This is a genomic window from Streptomyces albicerus (genome assembly GCF_008905045.1).
GTDB lineage: Bacteria > Actinomycetota > Actinomycetes > Streptomycetales > Streptomycetaceae > Streptomyces > Streptomyces albicerus.
Genome location: NZ_VWMY01000006.1, coordinates 77149 through 99609 on the forward strand (window position 1 = coordinate 77149; position 22461 = coordinate 99609).

The 22461-nt window shown below is 68.8% G+C and carries 21 protein-coding genes and 2 pseudogenes; 8 read left to right on the top strand and 15 right to left on the bottom strand.

Translation table 11 applies throughout. The features are described from left to right. Positions 1-66: 66 nt before the first annotated feature. The 3 genes from GAS53_RS06675 to GAS53_RS06685 are packed head-to-tail and all read right to left on the bottom strand — an operon-like array spanning position 67 to position 8697. Positions 67-5658, bottom strand: coding sequence for a DEAD/DEAH box helicase (locus GAS53_RS06675; RefSeq protein WP_151476510.1), 5592 nt, complete (start codon positions 5656-5658; stop codon positions 67-69). Then, positions 5651-6598, bottom strand: coding sequence for a hypothetical protein (locus GAS53_RS06680; protein ID WP_151476511.1), 948 nt, complete (start codon positions 6596-6598; stop codon positions 5651-5653). Before GAS53_RS06680 ends, GAS53_RS06675 begins: the two co-directional genes overlap by 8 nt. After that, positions 6598-8697, bottom strand: a complete 2100-nt coding sequence (locus GAS53_RS06685; protein ID WP_151476512.1) for a hypothetical protein — start codon at positions 8695-8697, stop codon at positions 6598-6600. Before GAS53_RS06685 ends, GAS53_RS06680 begins: the two co-directional genes overlap by 1 nt. Positions 8698-9047: 350 nt before the next feature. On the opposite strand from GAS53_RS06685, the gene GAS53_RS56100 reads away from it, so the two are divergent. Further along, a complete protein-coding gene (locus GAS53_RS56100; protein ID WP_151476513.1) occupies positions 9048-9545 on the top strand; it encodes a DUF397 domain-containing protein in 498 nt (165 codons plus the stop codon). Positions 9546-9583: 38 nt separating this feature from the next. Beyond that, a pseudogene (locus GAS53_RS58255) lies at positions 9584-9793 on the top strand (WD40 repeat domain-containing protein); the annotation flags it as partial. A gap of 29 nt (positions 9794-9822) precedes the next feature. Here GAS53_RS58255 and GAS53_RS58260 read toward each other — a convergent pair. From GAS53_RS58260 to GAS53_RS06715, 4 genes and pseudogenes are all read right to left on the bottom strand, one after another. Further along, positions 9823-10026: an ATP-binding cassette domain-containing protein gene (locus tag GAS53_RS58260; RefSeq protein WP_404829182.1), complete on the bottom strand. Its 204-nt coding sequence runs from the start codon at positions 10024-10026 to the stop codon at positions 9823-9825. Between the two features lie 26 nt (positions 10027-10052). Continuing rightward, positions 10053-10250 (bottom strand): annotated as a pseudogene (locus GAS53_RS58265) (ATP-binding cassette domain-containing protein); the annotation flags it as partial. 229 nt (positions 10251-10479) lie between these two features. Further along, a complete protein-coding gene (locus GAS53_RS06710; RefSeq protein ID WP_151476515.1) occupies positions 10480-10869 on the bottom strand; it encodes a VOC family protein in 390 nt (129 codons plus the stop codon). A 57-nt stretch (positions 10870-10926) separates the two neighbouring features. Next, on the bottom strand, positions 10927-11133 hold the full coding sequence (locus GAS53_RS06715) for a hypothetical protein (RefSeq protein ID WP_151476516.1): 207 nt from the start codon (positions 11131-11133) through the stop codon (positions 10927-10929). 106 nt (positions 11134-11239) lie between these two features. On the opposite strand from GAS53_RS06715, the gene GAS53_RS06720 reads away from it, so the two are divergent. Continuing rightward, positions 11240-11893 carry a TetR/AcrR family transcriptional regulator gene (locus tag GAS53_RS06720; RefSeq protein ID WP_151476517.1) on the top strand — a complete coding sequence of 218 codons (654 nt, stop codon included), beginning with the start codon at positions 11240-11242 and terminating at the stop codon, positions 11891-11893. Positions 11894-11976: 83 nt separating this feature from the next. Here the strand turns inward: GAS53_RS06720 and GAS53_RS06725 are convergent, their stop codons facing one another. From GAS53_RS06725 to GAS53_RS06735, 3 genes are all read right to left on the bottom strand, one after another. After that, on the bottom strand, positions 11977-12660 hold the full coding sequence (locus tag GAS53_RS06725) for a CPBP family intramembrane glutamic endopeptidase (protein WP_151476518.1): 684 nt from the start codon (positions 12658-12660) through the stop codon (positions 11977-11979). A gap of 187 nt (positions 12661-12847) precedes the next feature. Beyond that, positions 12848-13411: a cysteine hydrolase family protein gene (locus GAS53_RS06730; protein WP_151476519.1), complete on the bottom strand. Its 564-nt coding sequence runs from the start codon at positions 13409-13411 to the stop codon at positions 12848-12850. 692 nt (positions 13412-14103) lie between these two features. Then, positions 14104-14376, bottom strand: a complete 273-nt coding sequence (locus GAS53_RS06735; RefSeq protein WP_192582995.1) for a DUF1876 domain-containing protein — start codon at positions 14374-14376, stop codon at positions 14104-14106. Positions 14377-14590: 214 nt separating this feature from the next. Between GAS53_RS06735 and GAS53_RS06740 the strand changes: the two genes are divergently transcribed. Beyond that, a complete protein-coding gene (locus GAS53_RS06740) occupies positions 14591-15289 on the top strand; it encodes a hypothetical protein (RefSeq protein ID WP_151476521.1) in 699 nt (232 codons plus the stop codon). A gap of 34 nt (positions 15290-15323) precedes the next feature. On the opposite strand, the gene GAS53_RS06745 is transcribed toward GAS53_RS06740, so the two are convergent. After that, complete coding sequence (locus GAS53_RS06745; protein WP_151476522.1) at positions 15324-16139, bottom strand: alpha/beta fold hydrolase; 816 nt, start codon at positions 16137-16139, stop codon at positions 15324-15326. A gap of 157 nt (positions 16140-16296) precedes the next feature. Between GAS53_RS06745 and GAS53_RS06750 the strand changes: the two genes are divergently transcribed. Both GAS53_RS06750 and GAS53_RS06755 read left to right on the top strand, forming a co-directional pair. Beyond that, complete coding sequence (locus tag GAS53_RS06750; protein ID WP_151476523.1) at positions 16297-17148, top strand: rhamnogalacturonan acetylesterase; 852 nt, start codon at positions 16297-16299, stop codon at positions 17146-17148. A 64-nt stretch (positions 17149-17212) separates the two neighbouring features. Further along, positions 17213-17515, top strand: coding sequence for a hypothetical protein (locus GAS53_RS06755; RefSeq protein WP_151476524.1), 303 nt, complete (start codon positions 17213-17215; stop codon positions 17513-17515). A 60-nt stretch (positions 17516-17575) separates the two neighbouring features. Here the strand turns inward: GAS53_RS06755 and GAS53_RS06760 are convergent, their stop codons facing one another. Next, on the bottom strand, positions 17576-18529 hold the full coding sequence (locus tag GAS53_RS06760) for a GlxA family transcriptional regulator (protein WP_151476525.1): 954 nt from the start codon (positions 18527-18529) through the stop codon (positions 17576-17578). A 198-nt stretch (positions 18530-18727) separates the two neighbouring features. Between GAS53_RS06760 and GAS53_RS06765 the strand changes: the two genes are divergently transcribed. After that, on the top strand, positions 18728-19231 hold the full coding sequence (locus GAS53_RS06765) for a DUF2269 family protein (protein WP_151476526.1): 504 nt from the start codon (positions 18728-18730) through the stop codon (positions 19229-19231). 60 nt (positions 19232-19291) lie between these two features. On the opposite strand, the gene GAS53_RS06770 is transcribed toward GAS53_RS06765, so the two are convergent. Both GAS53_RS06770 and GAS53_RS06775 read right to left on the bottom strand, forming a co-directional pair. After that, positions 19292-19648: a VOC family protein gene (locus tag GAS53_RS06770; protein WP_151476527.1), complete on the bottom strand. Its 357-nt coding sequence runs from the start codon at positions 19646-19648 to the stop codon at positions 19292-19294. A gap of 73 nt (positions 19649-19721) precedes the next feature. Beyond that, entirely contained in the window at positions 19722-20189 is a 468-nt protein-coding gene (locus GAS53_RS06775) for a hypothetical protein (protein WP_151476528.1), read from the bottom strand. A gap of 134 nt (positions 20190-20323) precedes the next feature. On the opposite strand from GAS53_RS06775, the gene GAS53_RS06780 reads away from it, so the two are divergent. Further along, entirely contained in the window at positions 20324-21409 is a 1086-nt protein-coding gene (locus tag GAS53_RS06780) for a helix-turn-helix domain-containing protein (RefSeq protein WP_151476529.1), read from the top strand. Positions 21410-21491: 82 nt separating this feature from the next. On the opposite strand, the gene GAS53_RS06785 is transcribed toward GAS53_RS06780, so the two are convergent. Further along, a complete protein-coding gene (locus GAS53_RS06785) occupies positions 21492-22442 on the bottom strand; it encodes an alpha/beta hydrolase (RefSeq protein WP_151476530.1) in 951 nt (316 codons plus the stop codon). Between the last annotated feature and the right edge of the window lie 19 nt (positions 22443-22461).

The following is a 22461-nucleotide window of genomic DNA, read 5'->3' on the forward strand; positions in this document are numbered from 1 at the left end:
CGCTCGGCTCTACTACAGCTCTCAACTGCCCCTGCATTTACGGAGGCTGAGCGAGGCTGCCGTCCACTACATTCCATCGAAGTCGGCAAGCAGGGCCGAAACCCGTGCTGGAGCCTTGTCGAGCAAGAAGTCGTCAATGAAGACGACATCTGGGACACCTCGGCTGTCCAATGCGGCAGCCTTGCGCACAGCACTGAGCCGGACGGACTGCAGAGGCTCGTCGGCAGCCTCGAACGGGCTCTTCGCGGCGACCCAGACCCGCTCTTCGAAGAGGACCGCAGGTCCTGTGCCTCCGAGGTCGTCAACGAACTCCGCGTCCCCGTGAGGGAAGTCCGACGCCCAGTTCCGCAGCAGTCGCACAGCCCCCCGCGCTCGCCGACTGCTCGCAGCGTCTTTGCCCTCCTGGAGGATGGAGAGCAGGTCACCGGCTAGGCGCCAGTCGAGCAGGCTGTGGTACGCCATGTTCGTGTAATCGCGGAGGCACTCGTAGCACGAGCCTCCGCAGTCGCGACCGTGCGCGCCCTCCTCGAGTTTGGCCAGCTTGTTGTGCGCGGTGGCCATGAGCTGGGTGAACACCTCGGGGTCGGCAAGGTGCGTGCAGTATCCAGCGCCGTTGTCCAACGTGTCGGAGAGGAAGGCGAAGGTGCGCGCCTCCCGGCTCCCGGATCCAGCGCCGTGGATACCGGACGCGATCTCGTTGGGCTGCACTTGAAGGAGTTCGCCCGCGGCCGTCCGGAGCAGCGCGGCGAGTGAGTACCAGGCAGCCCGCCTTCCTGAGCGGTCGTCCGGGAAGCCGGTGCTCTGGGGAACAGACGTGAGGTTGAGGCGCAGTCCGAGCTCTGGGATCTCTCCGGCCTGAGGCCCTAGGAGGAACAGGTCGGTGTGCTGAGTGGCGCCGACGGCCGTGGTCAGTAGCTCTTGGTCTGCTGCGATGTCTTTCTTCAGCCAAGGGAACAACTCCGCCGCCCCGGCCTCCAGATACGCCCCGGACCAGCGTGCGGCCGGAGTCACCTTCGCGAAGCTGAACAGTCGGCCCCCGTTGTCGTTGACGGCGTAACGGCGACCTTTACCTGCATGGACAACCATGCCCGGCGTCGCAATCGCCAGGCGTGCGCCTTGCTCGAGGTCTGCGGCGGTTCGAGGCGCCAGCGACCTAGCCCGCCAAGCGAAGTTGCCATCGAAGTCGCGGGCCTTGCCTGCGGAGTAGAAACCTGCCGGTTCGCGGAGTCCGATCTCGCGGTACGAACCGTCGGCGGCTCCGCAGGCGCGACAGGGCTGCGGTGGGGCACCGTCATCCTGCGTCGGCAGCGTCTCCACACTCTCCGCAAGGTGGCCGCAGGCTCGGCAGATACCGATGAGTGCGGCCTGCCCGAACGGCTCTTCCACGACCAGCGGCGCCCTTCCTGTCGGCTCGAACGCGACGACACCCACAGCCGTATGAACCTGTCCGTCTTTCACCGTCTCAGCACCGGGCGCGAACTGCGAGATGGCGATGTCCAACGACCGGTCGACGACTCCGCTCGGTGGCCACGGGTACGAGTCGAAGGGGCGCTTGGTGTACAAGTAGCGGGCAGACGTGGGGAATCCGAACATCGGCAGGAGGCCGGACTCTGCCAGCCGCTGGCTTAGTTCATGGTGGCCCTGAGGCCGGTCCGCGATCTGCGTAACGCGATTGACAAGTTCGCCGTCCACCCATGCCGTGGCCTCAGCCGGGTGCCACGCGCTGCGGGTCCGCTCAGCGAGTGCTTCGGCAAGGCTTCGGATCTCGGCATCATGCGACTTGATCCACGCGCTCACGGCCTCGGCTACGACGGGCCAGTCTGCACAGTGGCCGAACTGGCCGTGGACGTTGCGGGTCGGGTCGAGCCCGCCGTCGTCGTCAACGGCGGTCTGTACGGCGTCGAACGCCCGGCGCAGCACCTCCGCTGCGAGCACGCGTTGGTAGATGTCCTTCATGTCGGTGGACAAGTACGGCCGCGGAGTGGCGTCGTTGGTGATGCGCTTCGGGTCCTGGAAGTAGTGCTCGTCGTGGCTTCGGCCGCGGCACACGGTCAGAGCGAGCGCGACTGGCGAGCTGCGACGCCCTGCACGGCCGACGCGCTGCTGGTAGTTGAACCGGGTCGGCGGCATGTTGGCCATGAGGACTGCCGAGAGTGGGCCGATATCGACGCCGGCTTCCATCGTGGTGGTGACGGAGAGGACGTCGAGCCTGTCGGGGAGCTCGTTCTCCTTGCCGTTCAGGAAGATGCCCTGGAAGCGGGCCTGGCGTGCCTGCGCGTCGAGGCGGTCTGTCTGTCCGGTGAGTTCGGCTGTGTTGAGCCGGAAGTTCCCGAACTGGTTGCGGGCCATCCAGGCGTAGTAATCCGCGTCGGTGCTCTCGAATGGCTCAGGCGTCGCAGGAAGCGGACGTCCGCATTTCGTGCAGACGCCGACACCCGGGTGAAGGTGCCGACGGCGGCAGGTAGAGCAGGTCCAGGACACCCCGCGACCGTGGCGCAGTGCAACATGCTCAGGTTGGATGACGTACTTGACGACTGCGCTCCCCCAGATCCGCTCCACCGTCGCCTGGAGATCGTCTTTGTCCTGCCCCAGGTGATCTGCTGCGCTGGCCCAGAAGGCCCGGAGCTTCTTCGGGGGATTGTCCGCGGGGCTCCGCAGGCCGGCGAACCGGCGCATGTGGCCGAGGACCCGCAGACTCGCCCGGGCCAGCGCTGCATCGGACGCCCGCTCTGCCTCGAGCGGCCACTGGTCGGATGCCAGAGTGAGCCAACCCAGTCCGAGGGATTCGAAGTCGCGCCCAGCAGTGCCGAAGAGGCCGTTGAGCAGTTCGCTGCTGAGGTCTTCGCGCATGTCCTGGCGCAGTTGCTCCTGCCGCTCGCTCAGTACGAGGCCTGATTCATCCCGTACTGGGCCGTTCCCGCCCACGGGCCAGCGGTACAGGGAAGTCCAGGGCTGCGGCAGCGAGCCCTTTTGGTAGGCCGTCTGCTGGAGGGATGCCTTTGGGCCGCCGGGGTTAACGCCGAGTTGCACGAGGCGTTCAGCGACGGCGGCAGTGTGGCTGTCGAGGCTCGGTACGCGGCTCAGAAGGCCATAGAGCGCTTGCTCCTCAGCAGGGTCGGGATGGTCGTCGCTGAGGTCATCGAGATTTTCGGAGGCCTGGGGTTTCTGGAGTTTCTCCCACGCGTCGTACGTATCCCGGTCTCGGGCGTGGAGCCGATCGCGCGCTGCCTTGGCCGTATTCCTGTCCACCGGGTTTCCAGGCGACTTACGGAAGAAGCCTGCGACGGCAGCGAGGTCTGCTGCTGGATCGCCCTGGCCCGCGACCTCCTCAGCAAGCAGCAGGCGCAGCAGGTCCTGATAGTGGCGAAGTCCGAGGCCTGCCGACAGCTTGGCCGCATCCTGCCGACTGTCGGAGAAGACCACCGCCTGCCGGTTCGGGAGGTTGGAGAGGATCCCGGTGGTCAGCACCTGGTTGACCTTCTCGAAACCAGTCCGCATAGAGCGGACCGGGGTGCGCATACGCCGCGGGTCGCTCAGACTGACGTGCTCGTTCCCGACCTGCCGGACTTCCCAGTCATCGCCGCACGACGGGCATCGGGTCGGCGCCGCAGGGAGGTTCTCGGCCTTGAGCCGGGCTCTCCCATTCTTCGGCTGGGGGACGCTGACGTGGAAGGACCAGCCTGTGTGATTCTTCTGGTTCCGGAGACGGCCTGTACGTGGGTCGTACTTGCTGCGCTTGAACTCGAAGCTGGCGCTCAGTGTTCCCTTGTCAGATGAGGAGTTCCAGGCCCACTCGTCCGCGGCTGGGTCGTCCTTTCGCGGCCAGTAGACGATGTAGTTGGCCGCACTCGGCCCGAGAGCAGCAGCATCGGGGAGGGAGTCGAGGTCGGGCAGATCCGCCAGCAGGCCGGCATCGAACAGGCGGTCCTTGGCATTCTGAAAGGCCGATCCAGGCGCGTATCCGCCGAGGAAGGCGTCACCGCAGTTCTGGCAATAGAGGAGTTCGAGTACGCGGCAACCGCAGCTGCATCGCGGCGTGGGCCGCGAGTACAGCTTTCCGACGGTCCTCCCGGTGCCATCGCGACGCTCGGCATCGGGGCATGCAGGGTCTGAACAGGCCCAGACTCCAGGGATGTTGCGGAAGAAGAGGTGTCCGCGGAGCTTGGGGGTCTTCGGGTCTTCTGAGCGGCGCAACGCAGCGAGGACACCGCGCAGCGCATGTTCCTGCCTGGTGTCGTCGGCGGAGGGAAAGAGCTTGCCTGCGACTTCATCGTCGAAGTCCGCGATCAGCCGGTCACCCTCGCGCAGCGCGTTGACAAATGCATCGGCAGCTCCGGTATCGGCCAGGAGTCTTTCAGCCTCGGCGGGTTCGGGGTCTGCATTAAGGCCCGCGTACGTCTCAGCGTGCTCGGAGATGTCGGTCCGCGTGTGGGGCGGCAGTACGAGCTGGCCGCCGAGGACCTCGAACCGATCGCGATCAGCGCCGAAGAACTCTTCCAGGAAATCCAGGTCGCGAGGCGCTTCAAGAGAGGCGGAGGCCGCGAGGATCCGGAACTTCTCCGGCTTGTCGTCGAGGCCCAACCGGTGACGCAGGTTGCGCAGGAGGTAGGCGATCTCGGTGCCCGCGGTGCCGCGGTACATGTGGAGCTCGTCGACGACCAACGTGAAGCGGGCGTCCGGGACTTCATTCAGCCAGCGGCGCGTCTTTTCGAAGATGCCCGACTCGCGCGACCGCATCAGCATGACGTTGAGCATGCTGTAGTTCGTGATCATGATGTCCGGTGGAGCCTGGATCATGTCCCATCGGCAGCGCATCTCTCCGCCATCGAGCCTCGGGATGAAGAACCGGCCGTCTCCTTCGGCTTTCTGCGCCTGGCGCGAGCGCTCCTCAGTCGCAGCGAACTCCCTGCGCAGCGTCTTCACACCGGCGGCCGAGCCGAGGTCTCCGGGGACGGGCGTCGCTCCGGTGTAGCGGCCGAAGTAGAAGCGATGCCCCGGCCGCGACTGCTCAAGCCAAGACCGCACCTCGTCGCTGTCGAGGGCCTTGCGCAGGCGCATCATCTGGTCGTCGACGAGCGCGTTCATGGGGTAGAGGACGAGAGCACGTACAGCCGCGTGCCGCCCGCTCTCGCCTGCTCGTTGCGGCTGGTACTCACCGTCGGGAGAAGTCCACCAGCGGTTCAACGGCAGGCTGCCCACCGGCCAGGCTGCAGACTCGCGGACCAGGTCGGCCAGGATCGGCAGCATGAAGGACTCCGTCTTGCCAGAGCCCGTACCAGCAGTGACGACGACGTCGCGCCCGTCTCGTACCGCGGCGACGAGGGCCCGGTGCTGGTGCTCGTAGAGCGACGGAACACCCTGCAGCAGGCCAAGCTGCACCAGTTCCGCAAGATCAGGGTGAGCTCCTGCCCTGCGAACGGACTCCGCGATGCCCGCGTCCATCGTGACGTACCGCGGGCGGACCTCCAGGAGCGGTCGCCGCCACGCCCCGCCGTCCTCATCGAAGAGGTCCTGCCGCTCACGTTGCAGGTCCTCGTCAGCGAGGCCGAACGGCGTGTTGTAGTAACGGAAAAGCGCCTCTTTCAGATGCTCGAACGAGCCCAAGATGTCGACGTCCCGGCCAGTGCTGCCGGACTGTTCCGCGACGGTGTCACTCATCGTTCTCCCCGAGATGTTGTCCGAGCGAGTCTGCGATCTTCACAGCAACGATCTTGGGCACGTTGTCGTACGCCAGGTTCTCTGCGTGCGCGTTGATGCGGGGCGCGAGGCCGGAGCACATGACGGCCACCCGCCTATGCAGATCCGGCAGCGGGTAACCCCAGTCGACGTACAGGGTGCCGTACCTCTCCCGCCCGCAGTCCTTCTCCGGCAGCCAGCGGAGAACATCGGCGTCCCGGCTCTGGGACTCGAGAACTGAGTAGACCCCCAGCTCATGGCTGGTCTCGTACCACTCACCGTCGCGCAGAACCTGGCACACGCGCTTCGAGTCGCGCCGTTTGAGCCGGTACAGGCCGTCGCCCCGAGGGCTGCGCACGGGCTGGTACTCGCGACGGTCCAAGTCGTACTGCTCAAGCGGCTTCCCGAACTCCGGTTTAGAGGTGCGTACTTCAAGCCCAAGAGGCGGAAGCAGAGCAGCTCCCTGAAGGGCGAAACAGGGCGTGTACGAGACTCCGAGTTCGGCAGCCCACCCCACGAGCCCTGCCTCATCGTCGAACTGGACGATCAGCGAGACAGGCAGAGGGATATCCCGCGGTGGGCGAGTGCTGGGCACCCGGAAGAGCTCCACCAAGCCGTCCTGCACTACTTGTGTGAGGCGCGCTTCAAACGCGGCTGTCCTGCTTCCGGTCAGCACCGCCAGACCCCGGGCTTGCGGCAGCCGGGTCAGGGCGGGTGGGGCCGCGCACCAACGCCTGTTGTGCCAGCCGATGTCCATGTGCGCGAGGGACAGAGCGTCCCGCAGCCAGCGGCCTGGGGCACCAGGCTCGATGTCCGGACAATGTCTGGCGGCAAGCCACCACATGCCCTGCTTGAGATCGGACAACGTGCCCGCGCCCTGCTCGCTCACCCAGCGCAGCAGCAGGTCTCCGGGGTCAGCCATCAGGCCCCCTGTCTTCCGGCGATCACATCGGCTGCCGCTACGTAGTCGAGCCAGGCCGGGTCCTGCAAGCGCTCGGCGGCGCTGAGTACGGCGTATGCCCATGCGAAGTCGCCGGCAGACGGAGCGGGCGCGGGGATATCCCCTGCTGCCGCCAAAGGCCGTACCGACCACCGGGCTGCTGTCCGGTAGACCAGCCAGACGTAGCCCTCTGGCACCTCGACCTCAAGGCAAGGGCCGAGAGCATCTTCTGGCAGGCGCGACTCCATCCAGGCCGGGACGGTCTGCTGCTTGACTTTGCGTACGCCGCCGTAGGGATCGATCAGCACGGCTTCCAGGACGGTACGCCGCACTAGCTCGGTACGCGGGAGCCGTATGCCCTCCGGCGTGTACGCACCGCGGATGGCCTCCTCAGGATCTTCGGCGTCACTCAGCTCACGCCGAGCGGTGCCATTGCAGGAGTACCCCAGCGTCCCAGTTCCCGGCGGCAGCGCTTCGTGCAGTCCATCGTGAAGGGTGAAGACCTGGCTGCTCTCAGCGGTACCTACCCGGTGTGCACCTTCTTCGAGGGGGACTAGGCAGAGCGGGAACGGGACCCGTGGGTCGGCGCGCAAGTTCTCGGTGCAGCCGTCGAGTACAACCTCGACTCGTCCGTCCGCGGCCTCGCTGGCAGGCAGCAGCAAGTCCGGGGCGCCGCCGCGGAGGAAGTGGCCTGCGACACCGGCGCCTGCCCGGTACTCGGAAGCGATGCGGAGCCCACCGGACAGCTCGGCGTGCTGCCGGATCTGGGGCTCGAGGACGTGGGCATGGACTCCGCCTCGGTCCAATGTGCGGGCAAAGGCACTCCCGTTGACAGCCCGCACGCCCTTGAACAGCTTCCACCCCGGTACAGGCGCAGGCGCTTGGCGGACGGTGCGGCCGCCGAGGGCACTCACCATGGCCCGCACTTCGCCGACTGCGGAATCAGCGGCCAGGATCCAGTGCTGCTCGCCCGGTTCGAAGTACTCGGTGCTCACCCACTCGCCAAGATGGGGATGCATCCGCAGCAGTATGACCTCCTGCGGTGCCCACTCCAGGACAAGGGCATGGCCCTCAAGGCGTACACCGTGGGCCAGCTGCTGCGGCGAGGGGTGCAGCGACTCCAGACCGTCGTAGACGCCGCCATACTCCTCGCGGAGTCTGAAAGCACGCCCACCCGGTATACCGACCTCAGTTTCGGGGAGCGCTTCCACGGTCTCGGCGAGCCATTCGAGGCGGCTTCCCCGGTCCGCGACCATGAGCCGGAGCCCGAGCGCCCGGCGCCGGTGCTCACGCTCCGGCTCGTGAAGAGTCCCGTCCCAGTCATCGGCAAGTCGTTTGAGGAGACTGGTGATGAGCGTTTCGCCGACGTCGACCGCGTTAGCGAGTTCATCCATGAGTCGGGGGGACAGATGCCGGTCGCGCCCTACTGTCCAGACGCGTAGCCGCCTCAGGAGTTCCCGACCGGAAACCCCGTTCCGATTGCGCGGCCGCAGGCGGGTGGTGGCGAAGAAGCGGGTGAGGATCTGCCGGTCCGAACCGCGGACCAGCGCCTGGGAGATGGGGTAGCCGATCTTCCAGTAGTGGTCGTCCGTGCTCACCGTACTTGTGCCGTAGAGACCACCCGCTTCATCTAGCCAGGTATCGAGCTGCTCCCACATGGCGGCGACGTCCAGGAAGGCCTTCTGCAGCTTGTTCGCACGGTAGCCGGATGACTGCTCGCCGAACAGATGGATCCAGCGCCCGTAGAAGTTGCTTCTCAGCATCCCGTCGGAGGACGCCATTCGAGTGGCAGCGAGCACGGACAGGGCGAGCACCGGGAGGCTCGGCGGGGGTCCCTTGCTCCCGTCGCTTTCCCACTGCACGACCTCCCTCTGGACACGGCTGAACAGGGGCCTCTCCAGGTCGCTCCAGTTGAGTTCGTCGGCCACAGCCAGGGCCAGGCCCGTTCCGATGCCCTGGCCCTCTACGAGCTGCCGTTCGATCTCGTCGTCGACATACAGGACCGTGCTCTGCAGCGCGTGTTCCGCACCGAAGAATTCTGCGGAGAGAACCTCATGCCACTGCTTGTACGCAGCCCTCATCGCACTTCCAGCCCTCATCCGTCACCGCAGCCCACCTGCGGCGGGGAGCACACTTCGGCAGGCGCCCTCCCGCCCCGTACCCTCCAGAGGCGACCGCATAGCCGTGCCTGTCCGCGAAGCAGGTCAGCGGGAGAAACGTATTCGGGGCGTATACAGCCCCAACACGCGGCTCCGACTGCCACCGGCGAAGCAGGTATTTGAATATGCCATCACCTAGCGTAGCGGCTCCGCGACAGGTGTACGAGGCGTATTCGCAATTCGACGGCCTTGCCTTCGAGTACCTCCGCGCACAAGCGTTGGACATGGAAGCCTCCTCTTCCTCGATCCACCGCATCCGCAAGGAGCTATGAATGCCCGTCGCCCGCCAACTCCTATCTGACCTCGCCTGGTTCAAGTCGTCGTACAGCGGCGGCAGCGGGACCGAGTGCGTAGAGGCCGCCTTCGTGCCGACCGGTGTGCTGATACGGGACCCCAATCGGCCGGAGGGACCTCACGTCGCGATGAGGCGCCGTTCCGTCAGTGGGCCCCCTTACGGCAGGAGGTCGAGGCACGCACCGAGCAGCTACGTCAGCGTGCGGAACTCGAACGCTGGGCGGAGGACTGGGAGCGCTCCGGGCGCAGCCCCGACTACCTGCTCACCGGCGAGCGGCTCACTCTGGCACAGCGCTGGCTGCAGGCACTGCGCGAGTCCGGGCAGGCCTCGGAGACCGCGCAGGTGCTCGTCGAGTCCTCGCAGCGGCGTGATCTCGCCTTTCTGCGCCGCGTATCGGACAGCATCGGGCAATACGCGCTCGGCGCCGCCGAGCAGCAGCCGGAGCAGTCCCGTCTGCTGTCCCTGGCCGCACTAGGTGAATGCACGCCGACCCCGTCCGCCCGACGGGGCCTGATGGCGGCCCTGGCATCCAGTCACCTGCGCATCCAACTCGACGGACACACCGACACCGTCCGGCACATCGCCTGGTCGCCGGACGGCCGACCCTTGGCCACCGCGTCACGAGACGGTACGGCCCGCATCTTCGACGCGCGGTCGGGTCGCTCGCTACGCGTCCTTCCGTCCGGCGGCGCCATGGTCGAGGGCGTGGCCTGGTCACCGGACTCAACCCGCATAGCCACCGTAGGCCGCGATCACGTCGTACGGATCTGGGACGCCGCATCCGGAGAGCCGCTTCGGTCGCTCACCGGCGCCCCCGATTCCTCGACGAGGGCGGGTGCCAGGTGGTTGGTGGGCTCGTCGAGGAGCAGAGGGTCGACCGGGTCGCTCACCAACCGGGCCAGCTCGATCCGGCGGCGCCGTCCGTAGGAGAGTTCCCCCCACGCGCATGCGCAGATCGGCCGGGCCGAACAGGCCGAGCGCGAGCAGCGTCTGTCAACTCGCCGCTCTCGAAGCGCTCCTGCCGGGCGATGAGTCTGAGCAGCGTGGACTTTCCGGAGCCGTTGTCACCGATGACACCGACCTTCTCGCCCGGCTTGACGGTGAGGCTCACCTGGTCGAGTACGACGTGGTCGCCGTACCGCTTGGTGATGTCGTGGAGGGTGAGTTGTGACGTACGTATGGCGCTCTTCCCCTGTTCTCGGCCGAGCCGGTCGATGACCGTCGATGACGTTTCCGTGCTCGATGACGTTTCCGTGCGCACCGTGCGGGGCGGGGCGCAGCGAGGTCGGCGAGGGGGTAGCGGGCGTCCTATGGGATGTCTCCTCTGTGCGGGGGCAGGGCGTGACGGCGGCGTCGTGGGATCAGTCGTGAGATGAGTCGTGAGATGAGTCGTGAGATGAGTCGTGGGATCAGGGAGCGGCCGGTGCGGTCCACTCGACGAACTGGACGATCACGCCGTTGGGGTCGGTGATCTGGAAGAGGCGTTCGCCCCAGGGCTCCTCGCGCAGCGGCATGGTGATGTCCACGCCCGCGGCGTGCAGGCGCTTCTCCTCGTCCTGGATGCCGGTGGTGGTGAAGGCGAGGATCAGGCCGGAGGCGTGCTGGTCGCGCTGGTCAGCCGGCAGGATCTGGGTGCCGCGGGCGAGCAGGACGATGCCGACCGCGGCGTCCTGGCGGGTCAGGGAGGCGAAGCCGTCGGCGGCGGCCTGTTCCGTGTAGCCCAGGTGGGTCGTGAAGAACTGCTGGGAGGCGGCGACGTCGTCGACGGTGAGCGAGACGGTGGAGGCGTTGATCTGCAAGGTGTTTCTCCTCATGGGTTCCGGGAGGGGGAGTTGTGAGTGCCGGTCGGGTGCGGGTCAGTAGCCGGAGCGGCGCGGCAGATTGCGGGCCGGCGGGGGAACTCGTCGGGCGCGGGCGGTGGGCGTCTGGACGGGCGGGCGCCGGTCGCCGCGGTGCGGGGCCGGGGTGCGGCCGTCGCGTCCGGCCAGGGTCCGGCCGATGACCTGGGTCCGGCCGATGTTGACGGCCGGGATGCGGAGGGAGGTGAGGAGGGGGTCGGGCATGGGCACTTCCGTTCTTCGCTCCGTGGAAAATTTGCGACTGACGTAAACTTAGCCCAGCCCTCCCAAGGGTGTCAACATAAAAATGCTACGAGTGTAAGATTGCCCCATGACTACTGATGCCACCTCGTCCGCGCCCTCTGCCGGCCTGCGGGAATCGAAGAAGCAGGAGACCCGGCAGCTCATCTCCGACCACGCCACCCGCCTGTTCATCGCCCAGGGCTTCGAGCAGACCACCATCGCCGAGATCGCCGCCGCCGCACGGGTCGCCAAGAAGACGGTGACCAACTACTTCCCGCGCAAGGAAGACCTGGCCCTGGACCACCAGGACGCCTTCATCGCCTCCCTGGCCCGCACCGTGACCGATCGTCAGGCCGGGGAGTCGGCCCTGGCGGCACTGCGCCGCGCCTTCACCGACGCGGCCACGGCCGCCGAACCGGTCGCCGGGTTCTCCGGGCCCGAATTCGCCCGCATGATCGCCGACAGCCCCACCCTCTCCGCCCGCCTGCGCGATCTGCACGACCTGCGCGAGGCAGCCCTGTCCGACGCCCTGACCGAAGCCACCGGCGCACCCCGCGACGACATCACCCCCCGCGCCGCCGCCGCACTGCTCGGCGCCGTGCACCGCACCCTGTTCCAGCGCATCCAGGAACTCACCCTCGCCGGCCAGGACAACACCCGGATCTCCGCCACCGTCACCGCGGAGGCGGACAGCGCCTTCGGCCTGCTGGAGCCCTCACTCGCCGACTACGCCGCGGCGTGATCCGAGCGTCGCTCGTCGGCGTCCCGGTAGGGATGTCAGTGACGTCGCGCCCCTGCGGGTCGCCGATGACGGTTGTGCGAGGGCTACGACCGGGATGCTGCCCAGGCCAGTGCGTAGCCGAAGCCGTTGACGGCCCAGTGCAATGCCGCGGGGGCCAGCAAGCTTCCGGAGCGGCGGCGTAGTTCGCAGAGGATTGCGCCGGCGGCGATCATGGCCACTACCGCTGCCGCGACGGTCAGGGTTACGTCTGCCGAGCCGGTTCCGAAGACCGTCCCGGCGGCGGTGTTGGAACGGTTCAGGCCGCGGGAGGGCAGTACGTGCCAGAGGCCGAAGAGCAGTGATGACACTGTGGTGGCCCATGTGCTTCCGCGTCGGCGTCGGATCATCGCCCACAGCACGCCGCGGAAGGCGGTCTCCTCCATCAGTACGGTGCCGAACGGCACACGTACCAGCACGCTCCACAGCAACTGTTCCGCGGATGTACCGGCGGCCCTGGTGTCCTGGAACGCGTCTCGGCTGAGCGGGACGGCCAGGGCGAGCAGATAAACGGCGAGGACGGTACCGGCCAGGACGGGTGCCCAGCGCAGGCCCCGGCGCAGAGCCACCGCGTCCAGTCCGAGGTCGGCCAGGGTGAGGCCGTCCCAGCGGGCGATCAGCATCAGTACGGCGGTCGCGGTCACGCAGGTGAGCACGTAGGCGCCCGGCGCGAGCCAGTTGTTGAGCACGGTCGCGGCGACCAGGACGACAAGGACAGAGAGGATCCGCATCTTGGTTCCAGGATCCCCCGTCGGGGCGAGTGCCAGCGTGCCAGGCGATCAACGGGCGTGGCGGTTCTGGATGTTGTCGCGCCTTGGCTCTCGTTGGCGTCGCGCGTTGGCGTGGTTGCGTTGGTGGCATTGGTGGCGTGAGCGGAGATGCCTCCTGAGCCTCGCGCGAAGGTTCGGAGCCTTTCTGTTATTGCGGTGCGACTGTCTTTAGCCAGTCTTCGACTGTGACGGCATCTGCCCACTGCGGGAACAGTTTCTCGGTGAGGATGCGGTGTACCTCGGGGTCGGTGTCGAGGCAGGCGTCTGTCAGGACGGTGAGGCCGAAGTCCAGGTCGATGGCATGCCACAGGGTGGACAGCACTACGGCGCTGGTGGCGATGCCGGTGAGAACAAGGCTGTCGATATCGCGAGCCCTGAGTACCAAGTCGAGGTCGCTGCCCGAGAACGCGCTCCCCCGCCTCTTGGTGACCACGACGTCGCCCTGCTGGGGCGCGACGTCGTCATGGATCTCGGTGCCAGGAGCCCCCTCTCTGAACAGGCCGGCTCGCACGGCGTTTGTCACCACCCTGTTGCGGGGGCTGACTTCTGGATCGCCCGGCCGTAACCCCATCACCACGTAGATCACGGGGATGCCGGCAGCCCGGGCACCGTCGATCGCGCTGCGCAAGCGCGGCAGATATCCGGAACCGTCGTCGGCGATGGCCACGACGTCCCGTTGGACGTCCATCACGAGGAGGGCGGTGTTCGCCATGTTGCCGTCCCTTCTTCTCTTCGCTGGGAAACAAGAGTCTTCACTGGGAGAGGGCAGTGCGTCAGCAAGATCGGGCCGCCGCCTGTAAGTGACTTGTCGTGTGCGGGCTGCCTGCTCGAGCCCGGTCCTAGAAGGTGGCGTGGGGACCGCCCGCTTCTTGGTCAGTGTCGTGCTTCCGCGGGCCGAGTAAAGGGCGCTCCCTTCGGTCGCGTCGGCTTCGCCGATTCCGCTTCGCTTCACCCTTGACTCTGCCCGCTCCAGCACGGGTGAGAAGCGAGCGGGCGGTCCGGAAGGGTGGGGTCCCACGGTGGGCTGCGGGGTGGGTGGGGTTGGTTGTGGGCCGGGACTGGCGGGTGCGCGGTCGCGTCTCGCCAGCACGCCGGGGAGGCTCGGCGGCTGGCTGGTAGTGGGTGGGACGCGCGTCGGCGTTTCGACTTGGCGCCGGGTGACTCGGCGGCGTCGGGCTGTTGCCTGCTTTGAGTCACCCGGGATCCGCATACCGGCGTAGCCCTCTGGACCGCGCCGACCGGGCACACGTACACCAACGCCCCACCCGTCTACCGCGAGTGACGCGGCGCGGGGCGTCGTCCACCGCTTCCGCTGTGCGCGCAGGCCAGACCTACTTCGGGCCCCCTTCCCCTGGACCATCAGAACCGCCCCGCGGGTCAGGTCCGGCGGGGCGAGTCAGCAGGTCAGGTCAGCGGGCGTGACGTCCTGCCCGAGGCCTCGTCTATTTCGTCGTGGGCCTTGGTCAGGAGCCTCATCGCCAGTTCGTTGAGGGCCCTGGCGCCGGCTACTTCCTCGCCCACCCTTGGCTGGTTCGGGTCGGAGGGATGGCGGCTTGCGTAGCCGTGGGCCCGTACCTCGCTTCCGTCGGGGAGGCGTACGAGGGCGGCCGCACGGGTGCGGTTGGCGTCCTCCTCGAATTCCATCTCCACATGCCATCCGACAGCGGTCTTCATCATCACGATCACCTCCGGAGCCGCTGTTTCCAGATGCTTCCAGAGTGCGCCTGCTCAGCTGCGATTGCACGACTTGGCCCGGCGATGCCGCGGCTGTCGCCAACCGCACTCCGGCCGACCTGGGACGCCTCCGGCACCCGCCCCTCCCGGTACCGGTGCCGGGAGAGGATGATCTGTCCCATGGCACACGGGACATGGGAGAGGCGGCTGGTCGGGCATGGATGACGCCCGGGCTTGGGACGAGCGGTTGGGGTGGGCGTACGGGCTGATTGCGGACGACCCGGCTGAGCGGGCTGCCGCGCTTGATCATCTGGTTTCCTCCCGGAAGAACGCCCTGGACGCTCAGCTGCGGTTCAACGAGGCGTGGCTTACGGCCGACCGGCTGGGAGTCAAGGACCGGTGGGAGGAGCCGGTGTTTCGGAATGCCCACCAGGAGTACCGCCGGGTTCAGAGCCACAGCCTGCCCGAGGCCTTCTGGGGTGGGGTGGATCGCGAGGACCTCGTCGAGTGGCCCGGGCTGCCCTACGCCCTCGTCTTTCTGGAGTGGGAAGCCCGGTATCCGGAGGAGTGGACCCGGCATGCCAAGGCGTGGGGGACGAAGGAAGTGCTCATACGGGATCTCGCCAGGGTCGCCACCGATGCCTCTGTCGGGCCGGACTCACCGGTCACGGTCAAGCTGGTCGATCTGGTCGAGGTCGTCGTCCAGCGGGCCTATCGCTGTAAGGATCGCGAGTACGTGCGCGTCGCCCGGGCCGTCGACGGGGACGAACTGCGGGGTCGGCTGGAGCTCGCCCTGCGGTCGGAGAATCCCTGGGCGCAGTTGCACGCCGGGTACGTCCTCTGGCTCCTCGACCGGCCCGCCGTGCCCAACACCCGGCATGTCTGGCGTACTTGGCTGGCGGACGGGCGTCAGTGAGATCAGTGAGACTGGCGTTCCGCCGCCGGTGATTTCAGGCATCCAGTGGCTTCAGGAAGGCCCGTACCGCCTCGTGCAACCGGTGCGGCTGGTCCAGGTGTACGTCGTGGCCCGCGTCCTCGATTGTCTCGGTCGCCGTCTGCGTCGGGCGGCGGGTTCTCATCTCCTCCATTTCCGCTTCCCGCATCGTGCCCCTTGAGCCGCGTACGACGAGGGTGGGGCAGTTGATCCGGTCCCACTGCGGCCAGTACGCGCGGGCGGCCAGTTCGTCGATCGCCGCGAGCATCGTGTCGCGGTCGAAACGGGGGTGTCGGCCGTCCTCGCGTTCCTCCAGGCCTCTCGCCCAGGCCTCGTGGCCGAGGAACGCGGCGGCGGAGGAGAAGGACGTGAAAGGGGTGGGCCAGCTGTCCAGCCAGGTGGCTATGCGGGTGGGGAGGTCCGGGTTCGGGCCGGCCGGGCCCGCCTCTATCAGGATCAGGGAGTCGACCAGGGGCGGGTGGGCGGCCGCGGTGAGGAGGGCCGTGTGGCCGCCCAGGGACTGGCCGAGGAGGGTTACCGGCGTGGGGAGGGAGAGCTCCTCGATCACGGTTGTCGCGTCTCGTACCGCCGAGGTTCTCGTCATGTCCGGTGGGTGGCGCGTGCTCGCGCCGTGGCCTCGGGCGTCGTACGTGATCACGCGGTGGCCGTCCGCCAGGAGGAGGGGCAGTACGTCGTCCCACTCCCCCATGTGGCCTGCCAGGCCGTGCAGGAGGAGGAGCGGGGAGTGGGGGCCTGGGGCCGGCGGGGCGTGGTCCCGGTAGGCGAGGCGGGTGCCGTCAGGGGTGGTGACGTGACCGGTGCGGGTGTCCAACTTGGGTGCCTCTCCTCGTACTCACCCTTGGTTCACCCATTGTGGCGGCAGCCTCGCAGGACGCGGACCACGAGGTCGTCGCCCACCCCGGCAACCTTTCCCGTACTGGCTGCCACCTCTCTCCGACAGTCCTCAACTCCTGTGTAGGGAAGGTCAGATGAGCCGCAACGCCAGTGCCAGTAGCCGCAGACGGTTCCTCGTCGGTACCGCGGGCGCTCTCGGGGCCGGGGCCCTTGGTGCCCTGAGCCTGCCCGGTACCGCTGCCGCCGCCTCCCGGAGCTCCGCGAATGCTACGAGTACGACGAGTGCCGCCGCGGCGACCGGCACCGTCTACATCGCCAGTGACTCCACCGCTCAGACCTACAGCTCCCGCTTCTACCCCGAGGCCGGCTGGGGCCAGAAGCTGTCCGCCTACTTCACCCCGAACATCACCGTCGCCAACCACGCCATCGGCGGCCGGAGTTCGCGGTCCTTCATCGAGCAGGGGCGGCTGGCCGCGATCCATCAGGTGATCAAGCCAGGCGACTACCTCTTCGTGCAGTTCGGGCACAACGACGCGACCGTGAGCAATCCCGAGCGGTACACGCCGCCCGCCGACTACAAGGAGTACCTGCGCAACGACTACATCCGGGCGACCCGGGCGCGGGGCGCGACGCCGGTCGTCGTGACGCCGGTGTCGCGGCGCTCCTACAACGCGTCGACCGGGAAGTTCAACGTCTCCTTCCCCGCGTACGTGGATGCCGCGAAGGCGGTCGCGAGGGAGGAGAACGCCCCGCTCGTCGACCTGTCGGCGGCCAGCCGCGCCTACCTCGACGGGATCGGCGTCGAGGCCTCGAAGGGCATCTTCCTGTGGCTGGCCGCCGGGCAGTACCCGAACTTCCCCAACGGGGTCCAGGACAACACCCACTTCCAGGAACGGGGTGCCGTCGAGATGGCCCGGCTGGTGGCGCGGGCCGTGGCGGGACTGGGGCTGCCGATCTCGGGTGAGGTGCTGCCGGGCGCCCGGTAGGGGCGGGTTAGCCTCGGTCCGACCGTCGGAAGTCGACCGTCGGAAGCAGCAGCAGGAGGCAGTGATGGCGAAGGTACCGGCCGCGGCGGTGGCCGCGAGTGGGCTCATCGGTGGGTACGGGGTCGCTCGCTGGACCAAGAAGCGGCAGCTCGGCGGGGCCGTGCTCGCCGTCGCCGGGGCCGCGGCCGCGCAGCAGTGGCGGCAGCAGGCCGGCGGGCGTGCGGCCGGGGCACTGACCGCCGCGTACGTCGTCGCCTTCGCCGGATCGCATCCGCTGGCCAAGAAGGTGGGGGCGTGGCCCGCGGTGTTCGGCGTGGCCGGGGCCGTGGCGCTGGCGTCGTGGGCGGTGGCGGACCGGCGGGGCTGATGCCGAGCCGCGGCCGCGCCACACTGCGGCCGCGCCACATCCGCGCCGCGCCGACAAGCCTTAGCTGACCGGCGCTCCCCGGAACGCCCTCCGGTAAGCCTGCGGGCTCGTCCCCACCACCCGCTTGAACCGGTCGCGGAAGGCGGTCGGTGAGCCGAAGCCCGCCTGGGCCGCGATCCGTTCGACCGGGTGGGATGTGGTCTCCAGGAGGTGCTGGGCCCGGCGCACCCGCGCCCGGTGCAGCCACTGCAAGGGTGTCGTGCCGGTCTGCTCGCGGAACCGGCGGTTGAGCGTACGGGCGCTCATGCCCGCCTGGGCGGCGATGTCGTCCAGGGTCAGGTCGCGGTCGGCGTTGTCCTCCAGCCATGTCAGGAGGGGTTCCATCGTCGTGCCGGCCGGGGCCGGGGGCTGGGCGTGGACGATGAACTGGGCCTGCCCGCCCTCCCGTTCGAGCGGCATGACGGACATCCGGGCCGCGTGCGCGGCGACGGCCGAGCCGTAGTCCTTGCGGATCATGTGCAGGCACATGTCCATCGCCGCGGCGGCGCCGGCCGAGGTGAGGAACTGGCCGTTGTCGACGTAGAGGACGTTCGGGTCGACCGTGACCTTCGGGTGCATGGCCGCCAGGTCCGCGGCCGCGATCCAGTGGGTGGTCGCCCGCTGTCCGTCCAGCAGTCCGGTGGCCGCGAAGATGAACGCGCCGACGCAGATCGACGCGATGCGCGTACCGTTCGCGGCCGCCTCGCACAGGGCCTCGGCCACACCGGCCGGCAGCGGGACGGTCGGGTCCTCGGTGCCCGGCAGGATGATCGTGTCCGCCTCGGCCAGCACCTCCAGCCCGTACGGCGCCCGTACGGTGAACGGGCCCGCGCTCACCTCCTCCGTCACCGAGCAGACCCTGATCCGGTAGGGCGCGCGGCCGTCCGGCAGCCGGGCCCAGTTGAAGGTGTCGATCGGGGCGGAGAGGTCGAATGGGATGACGTGGTCGAGTGCCAGTACAGCCACGGAGTGCATGGCGAGAGAGTATGCGGGGCACGGGTTCTGGCCAACAGGACATCGGTCGGCATCGGCCCTGTTCGGCCCGTCCAGGGCCAGAAGACCTGCCCGCGGAACCACCCCGGCACGACCCGGCGAAAGCCCTGGCGAGAATCCGTTGAACCATGGCAATACCGCCACTTCCACAAGATCCCGTACGCCGCCTACCGTCCCCTCGTGACCAAGTTCTTCCTCGTCCTCCATGTCCTCGCCGCGATCGTGGCCGTCGGTCCCGTCACCGTGGCGGCCAGCATGTTCCCGCCCAGCGCGCGGCGGGCCCTCGCCGATCCCGGGGACCCGCGGGCGGCGGAGACCGTATGTCTGCTGCACCGGATCTGCCGGGTGTACGCGGGCATCGGCATCGCCGTCCCCGTCCTCGGTTTCGCCACGGCCATGAGCATGGGCGTACTCGACGACGCCTGGCTGGTCGTCTCGATGATCCTGACCGCGATCGCGGCGGCCGTCCTCCTGGCGCTGGTGCTGCCGCGTCAGGAGGAGGTCCTCGAGGCGGTGACGGGGACCACCGAGACATCCACCGAGACCACCGGGACATCCACCGAAGTCGCCGTGAGCCCCCGGGCCACCGTCCGGCTCGCCATGTTCACCGGCATCTTCAACCTGCTCTGGGCCACCGTCACGATCCTCATGATCGTCCGGCCCGGCTCCACGACGGGCGCCTGACGGCTCCGCCCGGCCTGCTCATCCCGGCCCGTTCGGGCTCAGCCCGTCACACCTGCCCGATCACTGGTGCGTGAGCACGTTCACGACCCGCCCGTTCGGATCCCGTACGAAGAACCGCCGTACGCCCCACTCCTCGTCCTGAACCCCCCGTACGATCTCCGCGCCGGACGCCACCACCTCGGCGTACACCGCGTCGACGTCCTCGACCTCGACGCTCATGTCGGGGACGACCGGAGCGGTCCTCTCCTCGGTGAAGAAGCTGACCTGGGCGGTGGGGTTGGAGGGCGAGGCGACGGTCGCGACCCAGCCCATGTTCATGACTTCCTCGAAGCCCAACAGGCCGTAGAAATCACGGCTTTGGGCCATCGACTCCTTGGAGTCGGTGCGGATGTTGGGGACCACCCTGCGGATACTCACGGGCTCCACACTCCTCACGGCAATCAGAGCGATCAGACGCTCACGCGGACTTCTCGACGGGCTCGCGATGGGCTCACGCCGAAGGGTGGGCGACCATCAGCCCGTCCATCGAGTCTCCCCCATCCTCCCTGAACTGCCGTGCCACCGACGCCGCGACGAGCACCCCCGCCGCCATGACGAGTGTGGAGAACGCCCAGGTCAGCGGCCACAGGGATGCGTCCGGCGGCTCGGGGTTCGTACGGAACGAGAGGTACATGAGCGTGGCCGGGGGTGCCGCCACTAGCAGCAGGGGCCAGGCGAGGGCGTCGCGGTGGCCGAAGTACACGGCGAGGACGAGCAGGAACACGGCCAGGACCGCGACGCCGAGGACGGTCGCCGGGGTCGTCTCGGTCGTCGAACCGGGTGACTCGGCGCGGTTGCGCAGGTCCCACGGGAGGCAGAGGAGGTACGCCGCCGAGGACAGCGCGGCACCCGCCAGGCGGGTCAGCCAGCGTTCCGTCCAGGGGCGCTTCGACAGGAGGCCCAGCAGCTTGTCGGTCATGGGAACAAAGGTCCCCTGGACATACACAGGGCCGACAGAGTACGCGTACTCAGTTCCCGTGAGCACTCCGTGAGCATTCCTCCCGGCCGTACGACTGGGGCGTATGACCGACCCTCGGCCTAGACTCCCAGGTCATGAAGGGACTGCTGCTACGGCTGTCCGCCCTCGACGCGGACGCGGCGGCTGCGCTGCGGGTCATCGCGCACTTCGAGGCGCTGCTCGGGGCCGGGCGGCTCGACGCCGAGTCGCTCGTGCGGTCCACGGCGCGGCTGGCCGAGTGTCCGGCGGGGCTCGAGGTGGGCGGGCGTGTGGTGCGGTTCGGGCCGGCCGGGACCGTACCGGCGGGGCCCGTCCCCGCGGTCTCCGGGAGTGCCGAGTTCGCGCCGGGCGGGCGGGTGTGGCTGGAGCGGGCGGGAGCGGCGGGGCCCCTCGACGAGCTGGTGCTGGAGTGGATGGCCATCGCCGCGGGCGTCGTACACGGCAGCCGCGATCAGGACAGCGCACCCCACCAGGTGGCCGACCCGGCGCTGGTCGAGCGGGTGCTGTCGGAGCGCGAGGCGGTCGAGGACCGGGCTCGGGCGCTGCGTCTGCTGGGTCTGGTGCCCGAGCAGCCGCTGCGGGTGGTGGCCGCCGCCGGGGCCTCCTCGGTGGCCGTGCTCGGGCGGCGCGAACTGCGTCCGGGCGTGCGGGTCGCCGCGGTCGGTCAGCTCGCGGTGGCGCTGGCGCCGGGGGCCGCCTCGTCCGCCGACGAGCTGCGGGCGTTCCTCCGGGAGCAGGGCTCCGAGGGGGTACGGATCGGGGTCGGCGGCAGTGCTCCCGCCCTGGACGCCGGGGTCTCCTGGGCGCAGGCCCGGCTCGCCCTGCGGTTCGCCGTCGATGTCGCCGGGCTGCCCGACGAGGCCGTCGTCGACCACGACACCCTCGGCCCTGTGGCGCTGCTCGCCGACATCCCCGTCGACCGGCTGCGGGCCCAGCCCGACGTGCGGGCCCTGGCCGACCTGGCCGAGGGCAAGGGCGGCCCGGCTGCCCTCGCCGCCCTGACCGCCTTCCTGCGCACCGGCTCGCTCCGCCACGCCGCCGCCGACCTCCACCTGCACCACAGCTCGGTCGCCTCCCGGCTGTCGGGCGTGGAGGCCGCGCTGGGCTACCGCCTGAGCGACCCGCAGGACCGGTTCAGGGCCCAACTGGCTTTGTATGCCTTGCGTTTGGCGCCCCTTTAGGGGCGCGGGGAACTGCGCGACAAGCCACAGCGGACCCGCACCCAACAACCAACAGGAAGCCCTCGCCCCACCCAGCGGAGCGCTACCGCAGCGCCTTCCGCAACACCGCCACCGCCTCCGCGGCCTCCCGCTGGGACACCTCCGCGTGCGGGATCATCCCCGAGCCGTGGAAGGTGCCGGGGAACAGGTGCAGCTCCACGCTCACACCGGCCGCGAGCAGCGCACAGGCGTAGTCGATGCCCTCGTCGCGCAGCGGGTCGAACTCCATGACGGAGATGTACGCCGGCGGCAGCCCGGCGAGCTGTTCGGCGGTTGCGCGGGCAGGGGCGGCGTACACCGGGACGTCGGCGCTCCCGGGGACGCCGGAGCCGAGGTAGGCGTCCCAGCTGACGATCGCGTTGGGGCGGTTCCACAGCGGCGTGTCGGTGAAGGCCCGCATGCTGGGCGTGTCGAGGCGGTCGTCGAGTTCGGGGATGCCGAGGTACTGGAAGGCGATCGCGGGGCCGCCCCGGTCGCGGGCGAGGAGTGCGAGACCGGCCGCAAGACCGGCGCCGGCGCTGATGCCGAAGAGGGCGATCCTGGCGGGGTCGACGCCGAGTTCGGTGGCGTTCTTGGCGATGTGGACCAGTCCGGCGTACGCGTCCTCGAGGCCGGCCGGGTACGGGTTCTCGGGGGCGAGCCGGTATTCGACGGAGAAGACGGCGGCGCCCAGTTCCCGGGCGAGCGTCGCGTTGGTGCCGTGGTCGAAGTCGACGTTGCCGAGGATGAAGCCGCCGCCGTGGATGTCGTAGACCACCGGCAGCGGGCCCTCGACGCCCTGCGGGCGGTAGCTGCGCAGGACGACGTCCGGTGCTCCCTCCGGCCCGGGGGCGACCACTTCGGAGACGTCCACGCCGGTGGTGTCCGCGCTCTCGAGGGCCGCCGCGATACCGCCGAGCATCTCGGCCCGGGCCCCTTCGAGGTCCGAGCAGTCGGCCCGCGGCAGCATGGGCAGGACCTCGGCGAGCTCCGGGTCGAGCTGGTAGGTCGTCATCGTCGTCCTCCGATCCGAC

Excerpts from the sequence above, each read along its gene's own strand:
- GAS53_RS06675 (WP_151476510.1), bottom strand. The coding sequence starts at position 5,658 with ATGAGTGACACCGTCGCGGAACAGTCCGGCAGCACTGGCCGGGACGTC.
- GAS53_RS06680 (WP_151476511.1), bottom strand. The coding sequence starts at position 6,598 with ATGGCTGACCCCGGAGACCTGCTGCTGCGCTGGGTGAGCGAGCAGGGC.
- GAS53_RS06685 (WP_151476512.1), bottom strand. The coding sequence starts at position 8,697 with ATGAGGGCTGCGTACAAGCAGTGGCATGAGGTTCTCTCCGCAGAATTC.
- GAS53_RS56100 (WP_151476513.1), top strand. The coding sequence starts at position 9,048 with ATGCCCGTCGCCCGCCAACTCCTATCTGACCTCGCCTGGTTCAAGTCG.
- GAS53_RS06715 (WP_151476516.1), bottom strand. The coding sequence starts at position 11,133 with ATGCCCGACCCCCTCCTCACCTCCCTCCGCATCCCGGCCGTCAACATC.
- GAS53_RS06720 (WP_151476517.1), top strand. The coding sequence starts at position 11,240 with ATGACTACTGATGCCACCTCGTCCGCGCCCTCTGCCGGCCTGCGGGAA.
- GAS53_RS06725 (WP_151476518.1), bottom strand. The coding sequence starts at position 12,660 with ATGCGGATCCTCTCTGTCCTTGTCGTCCTGGTCGCCGCGACCGTGCTC.
- GAS53_RS06730 (WP_151476519.1), bottom strand. The coding sequence starts at position 13,411 with ATGGCGAACACCGCCCTCCTCGTGATGGACGTCCAACGGGACGTCGTG.
- GAS53_RS06735 (WP_192582995.1), bottom strand. The coding sequence starts at position 14,376 with ATGATGAAGACCGCTGTCGGATGGCATGTGGAGATGGAATTCGAGGAG.
- GAS53_RS06740 (WP_151476521.1), top strand. The coding sequence starts at position 14,591 with ATGGATGACGCCCGGGCTTGGGACGAGCGGTTGGGGTGGGCGTACGGG.
- GAS53_RS06750 (WP_151476523.1), top strand. The coding sequence starts at position 16,297 with ATGAGCCGCAACGCCAGTGCCAGTAGCCGCAGACGGTTCCTCGTCGGT.
- GAS53_RS06755 (WP_151476524.1), top strand. The coding sequence starts at position 17,213 with ATGGCGAAGGTACCGGCCGCGGCGGTGGCCGCGAGTGGGCTCATCGGT.
- GAS53_RS06760 (WP_151476525.1), bottom strand. The coding sequence starts at position 18,529 with ATGCACTCCGTGGCTGTACTGGCACTCGACCACGTCATCCCATTCGAC.
- GAS53_RS06775 (WP_151476528.1), bottom strand. The coding sequence starts at position 20,189 with ATGACCGACAAGCTGCTGGGCCTCCTGTCGAAGCGCCCCTGGACGGAA.
- GAS53_RS06780 (WP_151476529.1), top strand. The coding sequence starts at position 20,324 with ATGAAGGGACTGCTGCTACGGCTGTCCGCCCTCGACGCGGACGCGGCG.
- GAS53_RS06785 (WP_151476530.1), bottom strand. The coding sequence starts at position 22,442 with ATGACGACCTACCAGCTCGACCCGGAGCTCGCCGAGGTCCTGCCCATG.